The organism is Streptomyces sp. NPDC012637 (assembly GCF_042954805.1).
Lineage (GTDB): Bacteria > Actinomycetota > Actinomycetes > Streptomycetales > Streptomycetaceae > Streptomyces.
Genome location: NZ_JBIBDS010000003.1, coordinates 559101 through 577405 on the forward strand (window position 1 = coordinate 559101; position 18305 = coordinate 577405).

The 18305-nt window shown below is 73.2% G+C and carries 22 protein-coding genes; 21 read left to right on the top strand and 1 reads right to left on the bottom strand.

Annotated elements, in window-relative coordinates:
- Positions 1 to 76 precede the first annotated feature (76 nt).
- The 10 genes from hisD to ACFY8W_RS15625 all read left to right on the top strand — a co-directional run bounded on the left by hisD (position 77) and on the right by ACFY8W_RS15625 (position 8093).
- On the top strand, positions 77 to 1420 hold the full coding sequence (gene hisD, locus ACFY8W_RS15580) for a histidinol dehydrogenase (protein ID WP_391105027.1): 1344 nt from the start codon (positions 77 to 79) through the stop codon (positions 1418 to 1420).
- Entirely contained in the window at positions 1417 to 2547 is a 1131-nt protein-coding gene (locus ACFY8W_RS15585) for a histidinol-phosphate transaminase (RefSeq protein ID WP_391105029.1), read from the top strand. Before hisD ends, ACFY8W_RS15585 begins: the two co-directional genes overlap by 4 nt.
- Positions 2544 to 3137: an imidazoleglycerol-phosphate dehydratase HisB gene (gene hisB, locus ACFY8W_RS15590; protein WP_030492957.1), complete on the top strand. Its 594-nt coding sequence runs from the start codon at positions 2544 to 2546 to the stop codon at positions 3135 to 3137. The genes ACFY8W_RS15585 and hisB overlap by 4 nt, the downstream gene beginning before the upstream one ends.
- A gap of 2 nt (positions 3138 to 3139) precedes the next feature.
- Positions 3140 to 3304 (top strand): hypothetical protein, encoded by a 165-nt coding sequence (locus ACFY8W_RS15595; protein WP_391105031.1) that lies wholly within the window; start codon positions 3140 to 3142, stop codon positions 3302 to 3304.
- Positions 3301 to 3948, top strand: coding sequence for an imidazole glycerol phosphate synthase subunit HisH (gene hisH / locus ACFY8W_RS15600; RefSeq protein ID WP_391105032.1), 648 nt, complete (start codon positions 3301 to 3303; stop codon positions 3946 to 3948). The genes ACFY8W_RS15595 and hisH overlap by 4 nt, the downstream gene beginning before the upstream one ends.
- 17 nt (positions 3949 to 3965) lie before the next feature.
- Positions 3966 to 4688, top strand: a complete 723-nt coding sequence (gene priA, locus ACFY8W_RS15605; protein ID WP_391105034.1) for a bifunctional 1-(5-phosphoribosyl)-5-((5-phosphoribosylamino)methylideneamino)imidazole-4-carboxamide isomerase/phosphoribosylanthranilate isomerase PriA — start codon at positions 3966 to 3968, stop codon at positions 4686 to 4688.
- Positions 4685 to 5080 carry a Rid family hydrolase gene (locus ACFY8W_RS15610; RefSeq protein ID WP_391105036.1) on the top strand — a complete coding sequence of 132 codons (396 nt, stop codon included), beginning with the start codon at positions 4685 to 4687 and terminating at the stop codon, positions 5078 to 5080. Before priA ends, ACFY8W_RS15610 begins: the two co-directional genes overlap by 4 nt.
- The gene (hisF, locus tag ACFY8W_RS15615) at positions 5077 to 5832 is read left to right on the top strand and encodes an imidazole glycerol phosphate synthase subunit HisF (protein ID WP_391105038.1); all 756 of its coding nucleotides are present in this window, start codon (positions 5077 to 5079) and stop codon (positions 5830 to 5832) included. The genes ACFY8W_RS15610 and hisF overlap by 4 nt, the downstream gene beginning before the upstream one ends.
- A 117-nt stretch (positions 5833 to 5949) precedes the next feature.
- On the top strand, positions 5950 to 6537 hold the full coding sequence (locus tag ACFY8W_RS15620; protein WP_391105040.1) for a helix-turn-helix domain-containing protein: 588 nt from the start codon (positions 5950 to 5952) through the stop codon (positions 6535 to 6537).
- A gap of 5 nt (positions 6538 to 6542) precedes the next feature.
- A complete protein-coding gene (locus ACFY8W_RS15625) occupies positions 6543 to 8093 on the top strand; it encodes an MFS transporter (RefSeq protein ID WP_391105041.1) in 1551 nt (516 codons plus the stop codon).
- Positions 8094 to 8115: 22 nt separating this feature from the next.
- On the opposite strand, the gene ACFY8W_RS15630 is transcribed toward ACFY8W_RS15625, so the two are convergent.
- Positions 8116 to 8751 carry a TIGR03085 family metal-binding protein gene (locus ACFY8W_RS15630; RefSeq protein WP_391105043.1) on the bottom strand — a complete coding sequence of 212 codons (636 nt, stop codon included), beginning with the start codon at positions 8749 to 8751 and terminating at the stop codon, positions 8116 to 8118.
- 84 nt (positions 8752 to 8835) lie between these two features.
- Here ACFY8W_RS15630 and hisI point away from each other — a divergent pair, with 84 nt between their 5' ends.
- The 11 genes from hisI to lgt all read left to right on the top strand — a co-directional run bounded on the left by hisI (position 8836) and on the right by lgt (position 18221).
- Positions 8836 to 9204, top strand: coding sequence for a phosphoribosyl-AMP cyclohydrolase (gene hisI, locus ACFY8W_RS15635; protein WP_384422606.1), 369 nt, complete (start codon positions 8836 to 8838; stop codon positions 9202 to 9204).
- An 11-nt stretch (positions 9205 to 9215) separates the two neighbouring features.
- Positions 9216 to 10709 (top strand): anthranilate synthase component I, encoded by a 1494-nt coding sequence (locus ACFY8W_RS15640; RefSeq protein WP_391105045.1) that lies wholly within the window; start codon positions 9216 to 9218, stop codon positions 10707 to 10709.
- A gap of 25 nt (positions 10710 to 10734) precedes the next feature.
- Complete coding sequence (locus ACFY8W_RS15645; RefSeq protein WP_391105047.1) at positions 10735 to 11391, top strand: TIGR02234 family membrane protein; 657 nt, start codon at positions 10735 to 10737, stop codon at positions 11389 to 11391.
- 136 nt (positions 11392 to 11527) lie between these two features.
- Positions 11528 to 11788 carry an HGxxPAAW family protein gene (locus tag ACFY8W_RS15650; protein ID WP_391105049.1) on the top strand — a complete coding sequence of 87 codons (261 nt, stop codon included), beginning with the start codon at positions 11528 to 11530 and terminating at the stop codon, positions 11786 to 11788.
- Positions 11789 to 11870: 82 nt separating this feature from the next.
- Positions 11871 to 12515 (top strand): DUF2752 domain-containing protein, encoded by a 645-nt coding sequence (locus ACFY8W_RS15655; protein WP_391105050.1) that lies wholly within the window; start codon positions 11871 to 11873, stop codon positions 12513 to 12515.
- A gap of 121 nt (positions 12516 to 12636) precedes the next feature.
- Positions 12637 to 13446, top strand: a complete 810-nt coding sequence (gene trpC, locus ACFY8W_RS15660; protein ID WP_391105052.1) for an indole-3-glycerol phosphate synthase TrpC — start codon at positions 12637 to 12639, stop codon at positions 13444 to 13446.
- A gap of 7 nt (positions 13447 to 13453) precedes the next feature.
- Positions 13454 to 13732 carry a tryptophan biosynthesis modulator TrpM gene (gene trpM / locus ACFY8W_RS15665; RefSeq protein ID WP_391105054.1) on the top strand — a complete coding sequence of 93 codons (279 nt, stop codon included), beginning with the start codon at positions 13454 to 13456 and terminating at the stop codon, positions 13730 to 13732.
- Positions 13733 to 14146: 414 nt separating this feature from the next.
- Positions 14147 to 15394 carry a tryptophan synthase subunit beta gene (gene trpB, locus ACFY8W_RS15670; protein ID WP_391105056.1) on the top strand — a complete coding sequence of 416 codons (1248 nt, stop codon included), beginning with the start codon at positions 14147 to 14149 and terminating at the stop codon, positions 15392 to 15394.
- Positions 15391 to 16212 carry a tryptophan synthase subunit alpha gene (trpA, locus tag ACFY8W_RS15675; protein ID WP_391105058.1) on the top strand — a complete coding sequence of 274 codons (822 nt, stop codon included), beginning with the start codon at positions 15391 to 15393 and terminating at the stop codon, positions 16210 to 16212. Before trpB ends, trpA begins: the two co-directional genes overlap by 4 nt.
- Positions 16213 to 16276: 64 nt before the next feature.
- Complete coding sequence (locus ACFY8W_RS15680; protein WP_391105060.1) at positions 16277 to 17125, top strand: thioredoxin domain-containing protein; 849 nt, start codon at positions 16277 to 16279, stop codon at positions 17123 to 17125.
- 88 nt (positions 17126 to 17213) lie between these two features.
- Positions 17214 to 18221, top strand: coding sequence for a prolipoprotein diacylglyceryl transferase (gene lgt / locus ACFY8W_RS15685; protein WP_391105062.1), 1008 nt, complete (start codon positions 17214 to 17216; stop codon positions 18219 to 18221).
- Positions 18222 to 18305 lie beyond the last annotated feature (84 nt).

Below are 18305 nucleotides of genomic sequence, written 5' to 3' on the forward strand. Positions count from 1 at the left end.
ACAAGACGCCAGTGTGGCCCGTATCAGCCAGTGATACGGGCGTCCGGCGCCGTGGGCCGTCTGAGAGAATTGACCCGTGATCTCTCGAATCGATCTGCGCGGCGAGGCCCTCCCCGAGGGTTCCGCCCTGCGTGACCTGCTGCCCCGTGCCGAGTTCGACGTGGAAGCCGCCCTGGAGACGGTGCGGCCGATCTGCGAGGACGTACGGCATCATGGCGCGGCGGCAGTGATCGACTACGGGGAGAAATTCGACGGCGTGCGGGTCGCGAGCCTGCGCGTCCCGGCCGAGGCGATCACCCGCGCCCTCGACGAGCTCGACCCCGCCGTCCGCGCGGCCCTCGAGGAGTCCATCCGGCGCGCCCGCCTCGTCCACCGCGAGCAGCGCCGCACCACCCACACGACCCAGGTCGTGCCCGGCGGCACGGTCACCGAGAAGTGGATCCCCGTCGAGCGCGTCGGCCTCTACGTGCCGGGCGGCCGCTCCGTCTACCCGTCCTCCGTCGTGATGAACGTCGTCCCGGCCCAGGAAGCCGGTGTCGAGGGCGTCGCCATCGCCTCGCCCCCGCAGAAGGAGTTCGGCGGACTGCCGCACCCCACCATCCTGGCCGCCTGCGCCCTGCTGGGCGTCGACGAGGTCTACGCCGCCGGCGGCGCCCAGGCCGTCGCCATGTTCGCGTACGGCACCGAGGGCACCGCCGGCGAGCCCGGCTGCGCCCCCGTCAACCTGGTCACCGGCCCCGGCAACATCTACGTCGCCGCCGCCAAGCGCCTCCTCAAGGGCCGCATCGGCATCGACGCCGAGGCCGGACCGACCGAGATCGCGATCCTCGCGGACTCCACCGCCGACCCGGTCCACGTCGCCGCCGACCTGATCAGCCAGGCCGAGCACGACCCGATGGCCGCCTCCGTCCTCGTCACCGACTCCGAGGAGCTGGCCGCGGCCACCGAGGCCGAGCTGAAGACCCAGGTCGCCGCCTCCAAGCACGTCGACGACCGGATCGTCCCGGCACTGGCCGGAAAGCAGTCCGCGATCGTCCTCGTCAGTGACCTCGCCGACGGCCTCAAGGTCGTCGACGCCTACGGCGCCGAGCACCTGGAGATCCAGACCGCCGACGCCGCCGCCGTCGCCGACCGGGTCCGCAACGCGGGCGCGATCTTCGTCGGCCCCTGGGCGCCGGTCTCCCTCGGCGACTACTGCGCGGGCTCCAACCACGTGCTGCCCACCGGCGGCTGCGCCTGCCACTCCTCCGGCCTGTCCGTGCAGTCCTTCCTCCGTGGCGTCCACATCGTGGACTACACGCGCGACGCCCTCGCCGAGGTCGCCCACCACGTGGTGACCCTCGCCGAGGCGGAGGACCTGCCCGCCCACGGCGCCGCGATCAAGGCACGGTTCGGATGGAAGGTCCCCGAGAGCAAGTGACCCAGCGCAAGACCATCGGGATCGACGACCTGCCGATCCGTGACGAGCTGAAGGGCAAGTCCCCTTACGGCGCGCCCCAGCTCGACGTGCCCGTCCAGCTGAACACCAACGAGAACCCCTACCCGCTGCCCGAGCCCCTGGTGGCCCGGATCGCGGAGCGGGTCGCCGAGGCCGCCCGCGGCCTCAACCGCTACCCCGACCGGGACGCCGTCGAGCTGCGCACCGAGCTGGCCCGCTACCTCACCCGTACGGGCGGGCACCCGGTCGCCCGGGAGAACGTGTGGGCCGCCAACGGCTCCAACGAGGTGCTCCAGCAGCTGCTGCAGACCTTCGGCGGCCCCGGCCGCACCGCGATCGGCTTCGAGCCCTCGTACTCGATGCACGCCCTGATCGCCCGCGGCACCGGCACCGGCTGGATCTCCGGTCCGCGCAACGAGGACTTCACGATCGACCTCGCGGCGGCCGAGCAGGCCATCGCCGAGAACGCGCCGGACGTCGTCTTCGTCACCTCGCCCAACAACCCCACGGGCACGGCGGTCGAGGCGGAGACCGTCCTCGCGCTGTACGAGGCGGCCCAGGCCGCCAAGCCCTCGCTGGTGGTGGTCGACGAGGCCTACGTGGAGTTCAGCCACCGGGACTCGCTGCTGCCCCTGATCGAGGGCCGCCCGAACCTGGTGATCTCCCGGACCATGTCCAAGGCCTTCGGCGCCGCCGGACTGCGTCTGGGCTACCTTGCCGCCCACCCCGCCGTGGTCGACGCCGTCCAGCTGGTCCGCCTGCCCTACCACCTCTCCGCCGTCACCCAGGCCACCGCGCTCGCCGCCCTGGAGCACACCGACACCCTCCTCGGGTACGTCGAGCAGCTCAAGGCCGAGCGCGACCGGCTGGTCGCCGAGCTGCGTGCCACCGGCTACGAGGTCACCGAGTCCGACGCCAACTTCGTCCAGTTCGGCCGCTTCGACGGGGCCGAGGGCTCCCACGAGGCCTGGCGGAAGATCCTCGACCGGGGCGTCCTGGTCCGGGACAATGGCGTACCGGGCTGGCTGCGGGTCACCGCCGGCACCCCCGAAGAGAACGACGCGTTCCTCGACGCGGTTCGTGAGCTGAAGAAGGAGCAGAACGCATGAGCCGCGTAGGCCGCGTTGAGCGCACCACCAAGGAGACGTCCGTCGTCGTCGAGATCGACCTCGACGGCACCGGAAAGGTCGACGTGTCGACCGGGGTCGGCTTCTACGACCACATGCTCGACCAGCTCGGCAGGCACGGTCTGTTCGACCTGACCGTGAAGACCGACGGCGACCTCCACATCGACTCGCACCACACCATCGAGGACACCGCCCTCGCGCTGGGCGCGGCCTTCAAGCAGGCCCTCGGCGACAAGGTCGGCATCTACCGCTTCGGCAACTGCACCGTCCCGCTGGACGAGTCGCTCGCCCAGGTCACCGTCGACCTCTCCGGCCGCCCCTACCTGGTGCACACCGAGCCCGAGAACATGGCGCCGATGATCGGCTCCTACGACACCACGATGACCCGGCACATCCTGGAGTCCTTCGTCGCCCAGGCGCAGATAGCGCTGCACGTCCACGTCCCGTACGGGCGCAACGCGCACCACATCGTCGAGTGCCAGTTCAAGGCCCTCGCCCGTGCCCTGCGCTACGCCTCCGAGCGCGACCCGCGCGCCGCCGGCATCCTCCCCTCGACGAAGGGCGCCCTGTAACCGTGAACGGCCTCTCCACCGTCCTCATCGTCGTCGGGCTCTTCCTGCTCGGCGGCATCTACTCCTTCGTCAAGCAGCAGATGCCCAAGGGCCTGATCGTGCTGCTCTCCATCGGTGCCGCGATGTGCCTGTCGGCCGGCATCCTGCGTCTGGACGTGTGGTCATGACGACGGGCACTCCCAAGAAGGTCGTCGTCTTCGACTACGGCTTCGGCAACGTGCGCTCCGCCGAGCGGGCGCTCGCCCGGGTCGGCGCGGACGTCGAGATCACCCGCGACTACGAGAAGGCGATGAACGCCGACGGACTCCTCGTCCCGGGCGTCGGCGCCTTCTCCGCCTGCATGGAGGGCCTCAAGGAGGCCCGCGGCGACTGGATCGTCGGACGCCGGCTGTCCGGCGGGCGGCCCGTCATGGGCATCTGCGTCGGCATGCAGATCCTGTTCGCCCGCGGCATCGAGCACGGCGTCGAGACCGAGGGCCTCGACGAGTGGCCCGGCACCGTCGAGCCGCTCGACGCCCCGGTCGTGCCCCACATGGGCTGGAACACGGTCGACGCGCCCGCCGGCAGCGAGCTGTTCGCGGGTCTGGACGCCGACGCCCGGTTCTACTTCGTGCACTCCTACGCGGTGCGCGACTGGACCCTGGAGATCGGCAACCCGAACATGCGCGCGCCGAAGGTCACCTGGGCCACCCACGGCGAGCCCTTCGTCGCCGCCGTCGAGAACGGCGCCCTGTGGGCCACCCAGTTCCACCCCGAGAAGTCCGGCGACGCCGGCGCCCAGCTCCTCACCAACTGGATCGGAACCCTGTGACTGCGTCGACTGCAAACGTGCTCGAACTCCTCCCCGCCGTCGACGTCCGCGACGGCCAGGCGGTCCGCCTCGTGCACGGCGAGTCCGGCACCGAGACCTCCTACGGTTCCCCGCTGGAGGCCGCCCTCGCCTGGCAGCGCTCCGGCGCCGAGTGGCTGCACCTGGTCGACCTGGACGCCGCCTTCGGCACGGGTGACAACCGCGACCTGGTCCGCCAGGTGGCCGAGGCCATGGACATCAAGGTGGAGCTCTCCGGAGGCATCCGCGACGACGCCTCGCTGGCAGCGGCCCTCGCCACCGGCTGCACCCGGGTGAACCTGGGCACCGCCGCCCTGGAGACGCCCGAGTGGGTCGCCAAGGTCATCGCCGAGCACGGGGACCGGATCGCCGTCGGCCTGGACGTGCGCGGCACCACGCTGAAGGGCCGCGGCTGGACCCGCGACGGCGGCGACCTGTACGAGACGCTGGCCCGCCTCGACTCCGAGGGCTGCGCCCGCTACGTCGTCACCGACATCGCCAAGGACGGCACGCTGCAGGGCCCGAACCTGGAGCTGCTGCGGAACGTCTGCGCGGCCACCGACAAGCCGGTCGTCGCCTCCGGAGGCGTGTCCTCCCTGGACGACCTGCGGGCCCTCGCCGGGCTCGTGCCGCTGGGCGTCGAGGGCGCGATCGTCGGCAAGGCGCTCTACGCGAAGGCCTTCACCCTGGAGGAGGCCCTGGAGGCGGTGGCGTCGGCATGACCGCGATCGAGCGGGTGCGGAGCGGGAGCCCCTGGGAGGACGTCTTCGGCTTCTCGCGGGCCGTCGCCGCGGGTGACCGGGTGGTCGTCGGCGGCACCACCTCCTTCAAGGGCTCGGTGCTCTACGGCGAGGGCGACCCGTACGAGCAGGCCAAGGTGGCCTTCGGCACCGCCCTGGAGGCCATCGCCGAGTTCGGGCTCGGCCCGGAAGCGGTGATCCGGACCCGGATGCTGCTGACCCACGCCCGGGACGTCGACGCGGTGGGCCGGGCCCACCAGGAGGTGTTCGGCGACGTGCGCCCCGCGACGACCCTGATGGTCGTCGAGGGCTTCGTCGACCCCCGCATCCTCGTCGAAGTCGAGCTCGAGGCCTACCGAGGAGCGTCGTCATGAGCCTCGCCGTACGCGTGATCCCCTGCCTGGACGTGGACAACGGCCGGGTCGTCAAGGGGGTCAACTTCCAGAACCTGCGCGACGCGGGCGACCCCGTCGAGATGGCCAAGCTGTACGACGCCGAGGGCGCCGACGAGCTGACCTTCCTCGACATCACCGCCTCCTCCGGGAACCGGGAGACCACCTACGACGTGGTGCGCCGCACCGCCGAGCAGGTCTTCATCCCGCTCACCGTGGGCGGTGGCGTGCGCTCGGCGGAGGACGTCGACAAGCTGCTGCGGGCCGGGGCGGACAAGGTGGGCGTGAACACGGCCGCCATCGCGCGCCCCGAGCTGATCCAGGAGATCGCGGAGCGCTTCGGCCGCCAGGTGCTGGTCCTGTCGGTGGACGCCCGGCGTACGGCCTCCGGCTCCTTCGAGGTGACGACGCACGGCGGCCGCAAGGGCACCGGCATCGACGCCGTCGAGTGGGCGCACCGGGCCGCCGAGCTGGGCGCCGGGGAGATCCTGCTCAACTCGATGGACGCGGACGGCACCAAGGACGGCTACGACACCGAGATGATCGCGGCCGTGCGCAAGCACGTGACCGTGCCGGTGATCGCCTCCGGCGGTGCGGGCAAGCTCTCCGACTTCCCGCCGGCCGTCGCGGCCGGCGCGGACGCGGTGCTCGCGGCCTCCGTTTTCCACTTCGGCGACCTGCGGATCGGTGAGGTCAAGCAGGCGCTGCGGGAAGCGGGCCACGAGGTCCGCTGAGCCGCGTTCCGCTTCGTAGAAGGGCCCCTGAGGGGGCCCTTCTTCTTCGCCGAGATACACAGGATTATTTGTGCAACTTCCATTGCGCAAGATTTCTTTCGCATCTACGGTCGGGGCATGACCTCGCAGGAGAACCGCAGGATCACCGACGCCGGCACCCTCAAGGCCATCGCGCACCCCCTGCGCATGCGCCTCTACCGCGCCCTCTTCGTCGCCCGCACCGCCACCGCCTCGCAGCTCGCCGACCAGGTCGACGAGGCGGTCTCGCTCGTCAGCTACCACCTGCGCAAGCTCGCCGAGCACGGCCTCATCGAGGAGGCCGAGCCCCAGTCCGCCGACGGCCGCGAGCGCTGGTGGCAACCGAGCTCGTACGGGTTCAGCATCCACGAGGAGGACATCGCCGGCGCCCCCGAACTCGCCGCCGCGAGCGCCGCCTTCGGCCGCACCCTCAACGAACAGCGCACCGCGCTGCACAGTCGCTTCCTCGACGAGCGGCACACCTGGTCCGAGGAGTGGCGCACCGCGTCCATCAGCTCGGAGTGGCTGCCCCGGCTCACCGCCGCCGAACTCTCCGCGCTCGGCCAGGAGCTGGAAGCCGTCCTCACGAAGTACGACCGGGCCGCCCGCGCCGCCGAGGCCGCGGGCGACACCGAGGGCCGCGAGAACGTCGCCGTCCACCTCCACGGCTTCCCCTACCGAGGATGACCGCGATGACCGAGTCCGAGACCGGGGCCAGGGCCGGGACGGGGGCCCAGAGCAGGACCGGGACGGGGGCCAGGGCCGGGACGGGGGCCAGGGCCGGCACCGGGACCGGGGCCCGGGCCGCGACGGGGCCCCAGACCAGGACCGGGACCGGGGCGAGGGGCGGGACCGGGACCGAGGCCGGGGCCGGGATCCCGGCCCCGGCCGCCACCGCTCTCGCCGCCCGCCCCGCCCGCCCCGCCCACCGCGACCCCAACGTGCTGCGCTGGGCCGGCGCGTACACCGCCTCCACGCTCGGCGACAGCGTCTACTACCTCGCCCTGTCCTGGTCCGTCGTCAGCACCGGCACCCCCGCCCAGGCCGGCCTCGTCATGGCCGTCAGCGCCGTGCCCCGCGCCCTGCTGATGCTCGGCGGGGGAGTGGTCGCCGACCGACTCGGCCCGCGACGGGTCGTCATCGGGTCCGACGCCGTCCGCGGCCTCGTCGTCCTCGGCCTCGCCGCGACCCTGTTCCTCGCCTCGCCCGCCCTGTGGGTGCTCGCCGCCGTCGCCTTCGTCTTCGGTGTCGTCGACGCCCTGTTCCTGCCCGCCGTCGGCGCCCTGCCGCCCCGGATCGCCCCGCAGGACCAGCTCGCCCGGATCCAGGGCCTGCGCGGGCTGGCGTACCGCTGCGGCGCCGTGCTCGGCGCCCCGCTCGGCGGCCTCGCGGTCGCCCTCGGCGGCCCGGCCACCGCCTTCGGCGTCGCCGGAGCGCTCTTCGCCCTCTCGATACCCCTGCTGAGCACGCTCCGGCTGCGCCCGCTGCCCGCCACGGACGAGCCCGCGACGGGCCCGTCGGCCACGGACGAGCCCGCGACGGGCCCGTCGGCCACGGACGAGCCCGCGACGGGCCCGTCGGCCACGGACGGGCCCGCCACCGAAGGGCCCGTCACGGACCGGGCAGGCGACCGCACGGCCCTGCGCGATCTCGCCGACGGGCTGCGCTACCTGCGCGGGCACCGCGTCCTCGGCCCGCTGATGATCGTCATCGCCCTCAGCGACCTCGGCTTCGTCGGCCCGCTCAACGTCGGCCTCGCCGTCCTCTCCGAGCAGCGCGGCTGGGGTGCCTCCGGCATCGGCTGGATCCTCGCCGGCTTCGGCACGGGCGCGGGCGCCGCCTCCCTGCTCCTGACCGTACGGGGACGCGTCCCGCGCGCCGGAGCCGTCAGCGGCTGGACGATGACGGTCGGCGCCGTCTCCATCGGCGCCCTCGCCCACGCGACGCGGCTGCCCGTCGCGGTCGCCGTCGCCCTGGCCGTCGGCCTGCTCGCCGGACTCTCCGGCGCGCTCGCCAACGCCATCCTCCAGACCGAGTGCGACCCCGCCTACCTCGGCCGCGTCACCGCCGTGGCCGGCCTCTGCTCGCTCGGCATCGCCCCGCTCGGCTTCCCGCTCACGGGTGCCGCGATCGGCGTGTGGGGCCCCGGACCCGTCTACGCCGTGAGCGCCGCCGTCTGCGCACTCAGCGGCGTCTTCGCCCTCGTCGTCCCGGCCCTGCGCCGCGCCGAACTGCCGGGCTGACGCCGACGCCCCACGGCCCCGGTCAGATGCCCAGCTGCTTCGTCTCGTGCAGCCGGTCCACGGCCTGCTGCTCGCCGTCCAGCGCCACCTTCGCCGCGTCCTGCCGCCCGAACAGGAACATGATCAGCTCGCCCGGCTCCCCGGAGACCGTCACCACCGGGGTGCCGCGGTGCGCCACCACCGTCCGCCCGTCCGGGCGGCGCAGCACCAGACCCACCGGGGCCTTGCGGCCGAGCAGCCGCGCCGACTTCTCCAGACGGGACCACAGCGCGTCCGCGAAGACCGGGTCCAGCTCGCGCGGCGACCAGTCCGGCTGCGCCCGGCGCACGTCCTCGGCGTGCACGTAGAACTCGACCACGTTCGCGCCCTCGTCCACCTGCTTGATCGTGAACGGGGAAAGCCGCGGCGGCCCCGTACGGATGAGCCGGACCAGCTCCTCGTACGGCTTCTCGGCGAACTCCGCCTGCACCCGGTCGAGCCGGCTCTTCAACGCCGGGACGAGCGAACCCGCCGCCGCGTCCGGGCGGCGCTCCCGCACCACCACGTGCGCGGCCAGGTCCCGGGCCCGCCAGCCCTCGCACAGCGTCGGGGCGTCCGGGCCGGCCGCCTCCAACAGGTCCGCGAGCAGAAGCCGTTCACGCTTGGCATGGGTCGACATGCTCGCCAGCGTACGACCGCGGCCACCGGTCCGCCCAGTGGACGCACCGCCGGACAGCACCCCCGGTCACGGCACAATGGCGCCATGAGCACCACGCCCCGGACCCCCAGCGACCTCGACCCGGCCGTCGCCGCCCGCCTCAAGCGCAGCCCCGACGGACTGGTCCCCGCCATCGCCCAGCAGTACGACACCGGCGAGGTGCTCATGCTCGGCTGGATGGACGACGAGGCCCTGCACCGCACCCTCACCACCGGCCGCGCCACCTACTGGTCCCGCAGCCGCCAGGAGTACTGGGTCAAGGGCGACACGTCGGGCCACGTCCAGCACGTCAGGTCCGTCGCCCTCGACTGCGACGCCGACACCCTCCTCGTCAAGGTCGACCAGGTCGGCGCCGCCTGCCACACCGGCGCGCGCACCTGCTTCGACGCCGACGTGCTCCTCGCGGCCGAGTAGGGTCTGGCGCCATGGATCTCGAGACCTTCCGCAAGCTGGCGGCCGACCGCCGCGTCATCCCCGTCAGCCGCAGGCTCCTCGCGGACGGCGACACCCCGGTCGGGCTCTACCGCAAGCTCGCCGCCGAACGCCCCGGCACCTTCCTCCTCGAATCCGCGGAGAACGGCCGCAGCTGGTCCCGCTACTCCTTCATCGGCGTCCGCAGCGACGCCACGCTGACGGTGAAGGACGGCGAGGCCCACTGGCTCGGCACGCCACCGGTCGGCGTCCCGGTCGACGGCGACCCGCTGGCCGCCCTGCGCGCCACCGTCGAGACCCTGCACACCCCGCGTGACCTCGCGTCCGGCATGCCGCCGTTCACGGGCGGCATGGTCGGCTACCTCGGCTACGACATCGTCCGCCGCCTGGAGCGCATCGGCGAGCACGGCCGCGACGACCTCAGGCTGCCCGAGCTCACCATGCTGCTCACCAGCGACCTCGCCGTCCTCGACCACTGGGACGGCACCGTGCTGCTGATCGCCAACGCGATCAACCACAACGACCTGGACACCGGCGTCGACGAGGCCTACGCGGGAGCCGTCGCCCGGCTCGACGCGATGGAGGCCGACCTGGCCCGCCCCGTCGCCACCACCCCCGCCGCGCTGCCGGAGTCCGCGCTCCCCGAGTACACGGCCCTCTGGGGCGGCCCCGCCTACCAGGACGCCGTCGAGGACATCAAGGAGCGCATCCGGGCCGGCGAGGCCTTCCAGGTCGTGCCCTCCCAGCGCTTCGAGACCCCCTGCTCCGCCTCCGCCCTCGACGTCTACCGGGTGCTCCGGGCCACCAACCCGTCCCCGTACATGTACCTGTTCCGCTTCGAGAACGGCTTCGACGTCGTCGGCTCCTCGCCCGAGGCCCTGGTCAAGGTCGAGGACGGGCAGGCCATGCTCCACCCGATCGCCGGCACCCGGCACCGCGGAGCCACGCCGCAGGAGGACCACGACCTCGCCGAGGAACTGCTCGCCGACCCCAAGGAGCGCGCCGAGCACCTCATGCTCGTCGACCTCGGCCGCAACGACCTCGGCCGGGTCTGCGAACCCGGATCCGTCGAGGTCGTCGACTTCATGTCGATCGAGCGCTACTCGCACGTCATGCACATCGTCTCGACGGTGACCGGCAAGGTCGCCGAAGGGAAGACGGCCTTCGACGTGCTCACCGCCTGCTTCCCGGCCGGCACCCTGTCCGGCGCTCCCAAGCCCCGCGCCATGCAGATCATCGAGGAACTGGAGCCCTCGCGCCGGGGCCTCTACGGCGGGTGCGTCGGCTACCTCGACTTCGCCGGCGACTCCGACACCGCCATCGCCATCCGCACCGCGCTGCTGCGCGACGGCACCGCGTACGTGCAGGCCGGAGCGGGTGTCGTCGCCGACTCCGACCCGGTCGCCGAGGACAACGAGTGCCGCAACAAGGCCGCCGCGGTGCTCCGGGCCGTCCACACGGCGAACCGGATGCACACGACCGGATGAACGAGCGGTGCGCCGGTAAGGGATAGTGGGGTACGTGAGTGCTGTACCCGTACCCCAGCCCCGAGCCGCCCGAACGGGCGGCGCCGCCTCCTCCGGTGCCCGCCGCAGCCTGGCCGCGGCCCTGCTGCTCGGCGCCCTCGGAGCCACCGTCGTACTGCTCTCCGCGGGCCAGATCTGGGCCGAGGGCACCGCGGCCGTCGGCGGCGGCACCGTCCCCGTCGAGGCCGACGGCGGAGCCGTCACCGGCGTCCCGACCGCCCTGGCGATCGTCGGCCTCGCCGCGCTCGTCGCCGTCTTCGCGGTCCGCCGCACCGGCCGCACCATGGTCGCCGCGCTGCTCGCCCTGAGCGGCGCCGGAGCGGCCGTCGCCGCCGTCCTCGGCGCCTCCGACAGCTCCGCGCTGAACGCCGAGGCGGCCAGGATCAGCGGCAACACCGCCGCCGCCGTGGGCAGCCTCAGCCACACCGTCTGGCCCTACGTCACCGCGGCCGGCGCCGTCCTGATCCTGGCCGCCGGGCTCTTCGCGCTGCGCTTCGGCACGTCGTGGCCCGCCATGGGCGGCCGCTACGAACGCTCCGGCGCCCCGCGTGCCGCCCGCCGCCCCGCGACCGTCGACCCGGACCGCCCCGAGGACCTCTGGAAGGCCCTCGACCGCGGCGAGGACCCGACGCACGGAAGCTGATCCGGGTCTCCTCCCGGTACGGTGACCGCGACGTGACCGCGACGCGTGATCGTTCGGGCACCCCGATGCATCACGGCGCCCGCATGTACGGAAGAATGAGGCGTCACCACCGAGCAACACCAACGAGGAGCAACTCATGGCGGGCAGCGCCCACGGACACACCCCGGCCGCCTGGACCGGTGTCATCATCTCCTTCATCGGCTTCTGCATCGCCGGCGTCTTCATGGTGGCGGCCAACGTGCCCGGTTTCTGGGCCGGTATGGGTGTCATCGCGCTCGGCGGTGTCGTCGGTGGCGCGATGAAGGTCGCGGGCATGGGCATGCCCAAGGAGTCCGCCGCCGTCGTGGCCGCCCGCGAGGCCGCCACCCGCAGTGCGCTCGAGCGGGCCGGCGCCTGATCGCGCGGCCCCGGTTCACCCCGAAGGCGCAGTCCCGCGACGCGGGGCTGCGCCTTCGCGCCGTACGGGCGAGAATCACCGGGTGGACCCGAATCCGACGGCGGGAGCCGTGACCGAACCCGAGCACGCCCCCGAGCCGCCGGCCGCGGCCGCCCCAGCCCCGGGTGCCATCGCCTCCTCCGGCGCGGCCGCCCCCGCCCCGTCCGCCCCGGGCACCCCCGCCCACTCCGCCCCGGCCGCCTCCGGCCCGCGTGAGCACGGGCACGGCCACGGGGAGGGCCAGTGGCAGGGCCCCGGCGCGTACGTGCCGTTCGCGCCGCCCCCGCCGAGGCCGCTCGCCCGGCGGCTCCTCGCGCCGCTCGGCACGCTCGCCGCGGTAGCCGCCGCCTTCGCGTACGTCGGGACCGTCGACCCCAACGAACCCGGCCACTACCCCGTCTGCCCGCTGCTGCGCTTCACCGGCGTCTACTGCCCCGGCTGCGGCGGACTGCGCAGCGCCCACGCCTTCGTCCACGGCGACCTGGGCGCCGCCCTCGGCTCGAACGCGCTCGCCGTCGTCGGCTACGGCGTCTTCGCCGTCGTCATGGTCCTCTGGCTGGTTCGTGCCGTCCGCGGCCTCCCCATGCGCCTGGAGGTCTCCCCGGTCCTGTGGTGGGGCATCGGCGGCGTTCTGGCCCTGTTCACGCTCGTACGGAACCTTCCCTTCGGCTCCGCGCTGGCCCCGTGAGCCCGTCCGAAGTCCCAGCAGATGGGACGCGACGCGAACCGATGCGGGTCAGTGGCCCACCTGCGGATACCATCGACGTGGCTGAACCGTGTTCATCGAATCCCGGAAGGGGGCCTCTCGCGTGAGTGTGCTCGACGAGATCATCGAAGGCGTGCGCGCCGACCTCGCAGAGCGGCAGGCGCGGGTCTCCCTCGACGAGCTCAAGGAGCGCGCCGCAAAGGCGCCGCAGGCCAAGGACGGTGTCGCCGCGCTGCGCGGGGACGGCGTCAAGGTGATCTGCGAGGTCAAGCGCTCCAGCCCGTCCAAGGGCGCGCTCGCCGCCATCGCCGACCCGGCCGGACTCGCCGCCGACTACGAGGCGGGTGGCGCCGCCGTCATCTCCGTCCTCACCGAGCAGCGCCGCTTCGGCGGCTCGCTCGCGGACCTGGAGGCCGTCCGCGCCAGGGTCGACATCCCGGTCCTGCGCAAGGACTTCATCGTCACCGCCTACCAGCTGTGGGAGGCCCGGGCGTACGGCGCGGACCTCGCGCTGCTGATCGTCGCCGCCCTGGAGCAGGAGGCGCTGGTCTCCCTCATCGAGCGGGCCGAGTCCATCGGTCTGACCCCGCTGGTCGAGGTCCACGACGAGGAAGAGGTCGAGCGGGCCGTCGAGGCGGGCGCCCGGATCATCGGCGTCAACGCCCGCAACCTGAAGACCCTCAAGGTCGACCGCTCCACCTTCGAGCGCGTCGCGCCCGAGATCCCGGCCGGCGTCGTCAAGGTCGCCGAGTCCGGCGTCCGCGGCCCGCACGACCTGATCGCGTACGCCAACGCCGGCGCCGACGCGGTCCTGGTCGGCGAGTCCCTGGTCACCGGCCGCGACCCGAAGGCCGCCGTCGCCGATCTGGTCGCCGCCGGCGCCCACCCGGCCCTGCGCCACGGCCGGAGCTGACCCGGTCATGACCCTCCGCCACGACACGCCGCCGTACGTCCCGGGCCCCGCCGCCCGGGGCGCGGTCGGCGCGCCGTCGGCGGTCGGTGCCGCGCCCGGGCGCCGCACCCTGCTCCGTACCGCCTCCGTGCCCGCCCACGCCCCGCTCGCCCGCGGCTGCCGCCCACGCGGCTGCCGCGCGCCGGCGCGCCGTGTGCACGGGCGCCGGGTGCGTTATGTGATCGGCGACGAGCCGGGCCAGGTCAACGGCATGCGATGGCGCCCGCGCCCCGCGCGCGTTTCCTGACACCTCGCAGCCGAACCGGCCCCTGCGCCGCCTCCCGCCCACTCCGCGTGGGCGCGCGGCGGCCTGCCGTGCCGTCGGAGCTCCCGTGCCGGACCTTCGCCCCATCCCCGCCGTGTGGCCGCCGCCCCGCCCGTGTGCCTGCCCGCACCCCGCGGGCGCCGCGCCCTACGGGTGACCGTCAAGGCGCGGAAGCCCAGGCCCGGCAAGGGGCGCCGTCCGTTGTGCCCACCCGTTCCGCCCCGCGGAACGACTGCCCACAACGGGGGCGGACGCCCATAACGGAAGGGCGGAGGCCGGCCGGTCCGGCGCCGTTCGCGCCGCACCGGTCTGCTGACCGGCGTCAGGGACTCGCGCGCATAACGTGACCATCAACCGCACGTCATGGGGGCCACCGGCCCCGCGAGGAGCAACCGCATGTCCAGCGAGTTCTTCATTCCCGACCCGGAGGGTCAGGTCCCGTCCGCCGAGGGCTACTTCGGTGCCTACGGCGGCAAGTTCATCCCGGAGGCCCTCGTCGCCGCCGTCGACGAGGTCGCCGTCGAGTACGACAAGGCCAAGCACGACCCCGAGTTCGCGCGCGAGCTCAACGACCTGATGGTCGACTACACCGGCCGTCCCTCCGCCCTCACCGAGGTCCCGCGGTTCGCCGAGCACGCCGGCGGCGCCCGTGTCTTCCTCAAGCGCGAGGACCTCAACCACACCGGCTCGCACAAGATCAACAACGTGCTCGGCCAGGCCCTGCTCACCAAGCGCATGGGCAAGACCCGTGTCATCGCGGAGACCGGCGCCGGCCAGCACGGCGTCGCCACCGCCACCGCCTGCGCCCTCTTCGGCCTCGACTGCACCATCTACATGGGCGAGGTCGACACCCAGCGCCAGGCCCTCAACGTCGCCCGCATGCGCATGCTCGGCGCCGAGGTCATCGCCGTGAAGTCCGGCAGCCGCACCCTGAAGGACGCCATCAACGAGGCGTTCCGCGACTGGGTCGCCAACGTCGACAACACCCACTACCTCTTCGGCACCGTCGCGGGACCGCACCCCTTCCCCGCCATGGTCCGCGACTTCCACCGCGTCATCGGCGTCGAGGCCCGCCGGCAGATCCTGGAGCGCGCCGGACGCCTGCCCGACGCGGCCGTCGCCTGCGTCGGCGGCGGATCCAACGCCATCGGCCTCTTCCACGCCTTCATCCCGGACGCCTCCGTCCGGCTGATCGGCTGCGAGCCGGCCGGCCACGGCGTCGAGACCGGCGAGCACGCCGCGACCCTGACCGCCGGCGAGCCCGGCATCCTCCACGGGTCCAGGAGCTACGTCCTCCAGGACGAGGAGGGCCAGATCACCGAGCCGTACTCCATCTCGGCCGGCCTCGACTACCCCGGCATCGGCCCCGAGCACGCCTTCCTGAAGGACAGCGGCCGCGGCGAGTACCGGGCCGTCACCGACGACGCCGCCATGCAGGCGCTGCGCCTGCTCTCCCGCACCGAGGGCATCATCCCGGCCATCGAGTCGGCGCACGCCCTCGCCGGGGCCCTGGAGATCGGCAAGGAGCTCGGCAAGGACGGGCTGCTCGTCGTGAACCTCTCCGGGCGCGGCGACAAGGACATGGACACCGCCGCTCGCTACTTCGGCCTCTACGACAACGGCGCCGAGGGGGGCTCCAAGTGACGACCGGAAACATCCAGCTGCTCAGCGACACCCTCGCCAAGGCGAAGGCCGAGAACCGCGCCGCGCTCATCGCGTACCTGCCGGCCGGCTTCCCGACCGTCGACGGCGGCATCGCCGCGATCAAGGCGGTCTTCGACGGCGGCGCCGACGTCGTGGAGGTCGGTCTGCCGCACAGCGACCCGGTCCTCGACGGCCCGGTCATCCAGACCGCCGACGACATCGCCCTGCGCGGCGGCGTGAAGATCGCCGACGTGATGCGCACGGTCAAGGAGGCCCACGCGGCCACCGGCAAGCCGGTCCTCGTGATGACGTACTGGAACCCCATCGACCGGTACGGCATCGAGCGCTTCACCGAGGAGCTGGCCGCGGCCGGCGGCGCGGGCTGCATCCTGCCCGACCTGCCGGTCCAGGAGTCCGCCGTATGGCGGGAGCACGCCGACAAGCACGGTCTCGCCACCGTCTTCGTCGTCGCCCCCAGCAGCAGGGACGAGCGCCTGGCCACCATCACCGCCGCCGGGTCCGGCTTCGTCTACGCCGCCTCCCTCATGGGCGTCACCGGCACCCGCGAGTCGGTCGGCGAGCAGGCCGCCGACCTGGTCCGGCGCACCCGGGCCACCAGCGAGCTGCCCGTCTGCGTGGGCCTCGGCGTCTCCAACGCCGTCCAGGCCGAGGAGGTCGCCGGCTTCGCCGACGGCGTCATCGTGGGCTCCGCCTTCGTCAAGCGGATCCTCGACGCGGGCGGCGACGAGGCCGCCGCGCTCGGCGCCGTAAGGGAACTGGCGGCCGAACTGGCCGAGGGAGTCCGTCGCAGGAAGTAACCCATACGGGTGGATTCGTGACCGGGGAGGCACGCGCGTGCCTCCCCGGTTCGTTCTCGTGGGCGTGAGCGAGAAGAACCGTGACGGTAACCGGAGCGCGCGGGAGCGCCTCCAACAGCAGCGCGAGCGCGAGAAGGCCCGCGAGAAGCAGCGCCGCGTCCTCATCGTGTCGGCGGCGGTGGTCGGCGTCCTCGGCCTGGCCGCGGTCGTCGGCGTGATCGCGGCCAACAGCGGGGGCAAGGACAGCTCGGACAAGGCAGGCCCCGTCGTCGCCCCGGCCGGCGCCGTCGGCGGAGACAAGCCCGCCATCCCGCAGGGCAAGCCGGACGCCCCGTCCACGCTCGCCATCTGGGAGGACTTCCGCTGCCCCGCCTGCGCCCAGTTCGAGAACTTCTTCCGGGACACGATCCACGAGCTGGAGGCCGCCGGCGCGGTCAAGGCCGAGTACCACCTCGCCACCCTCATCGACGGCAACCTGGGCGGCAGCGGCTCGCTGCGCGCCGCGAACGCCGCGGCCTGCGCCCAGGACGCCGGGAAGTTCACCGCGTACCACGACACGCTGTACGTGAACCAGCCGCAGGAGACCGACGACGCCTACGCCGACAACGCCAAGCTCGTCGAGCTCGCCGCGAAGGTCCCCGGGCTCGACACGCCCGCCTTCCGCAGCTGCGTCGAGGACGGCACGCACGACGGCTGGGTGAAGAAGTCGAACGACGCCTTCCGCAGCAGCGACTTCAGCGGCACGCCGTCCGTGCTCCTCAACGGAGAATCGATCTTCCCGAAGAAGGGGAACGAGCAGATCTCCGTGGAGAACCTGAAGAAGTGGGTCGCCGAGGCCAACAAGGGCAAGAAGGCCGGCACCGCCTCTCCGGCCGCCGGATCCCCGGCCGCCGGGGCCGCCGTCGGCCGCTGAGGACCGGTGTCGTTCCCGACGGCGTTACGGAGAAGTTGCCGGGCTGGCTGCCGCACGGCCCGCCCGGCAGGGTAGCGTCGGTCCTGCCATGGACCTTGCCTTCATTCCCAGCCCGTCGACCGGCGTGATCCACCTCGGACCGATCCCGCTGCGCGGCTATGCCTTCTGCATCATCATCGGTGTCTTCGTCGCCGTCTGGCTCGGCAACAAGCGCTGGATCGCCCGGGGCGGCACCGCCGGCACCGTGGCCGACATCGCCGTCTGGGCAGTGCCCTTCGGCCTCGTCGGCGGCCGGCTCTACCACGTGATCACCGACTACCAGCTGTACTTCAGCGAGGGTGAGAACTGGGTCGACGCCTTCAAGATCTGGGAGGGCGGCCTCGGTATCTGGGGCGCCATCGCGCTCGGTGCCGTCGGCGCCTGGATCGGCTGCCGCCGACGCGGCATCCCGCTCCCGGCGTACGCGGACGCCATCGCGCCCGGCATCGCCCTCGCCCAGGCCGTCGGCCGCTGGGGCAACTGGTTCAACCAGGAGCTGTACGGCAAGCCGACCGACCTCCCGTGGGGCCTGGAGATCAGCGCCGGCACCAACCGGGTCGAGGGCGTCTACCACCCGACCTTCCTGTACGAGTCGCTGTGGTGCATCGGCGTCGCGCTCCTCGTCATCTGGGCCGACCGCCGCTTCAAGCTCGGCCACGGCCGCGCCTTCGCGCTCTACGTCGCCGCGTACTGCGCCGGCCGCGCCTGGATCGAGTACATGCGCGTCGACGAGGCGCACCACATCCTCGGCCTCCGGCTGAACGTGTGGACCGCGATCATCGTGGGCCTGCTCGCCGTCGCGTACATCGTGATCTCGGCGAAGGTGCGTCCCGGCCGTGAGGAGACCGTCGAGCCGAAGAAGGCCGTGGACGGCGAGAAGGCCGGGAAGGCCGAGCACGCGGACGAGGCGGACCCGGCGGACGAGGCGGCGGCCGACGGTGGGCCGGCCGAGGACGCCGCTCCCGGCGACGCGGACGCGCCCGCGGACGAGGTCTCCGTCGAGGACGTGAAGGACAAGGACGGTGCCGGGAACGGCGCCGGGGCCGGCGGGCGCTGAACCCGCAGGACACAGGGCGGAGGGCCGCCGGGACCAGCTGGTCCCGGCGGCCCTCCGTCGTTTCCCCGGTCTCCCTGGTTTCCG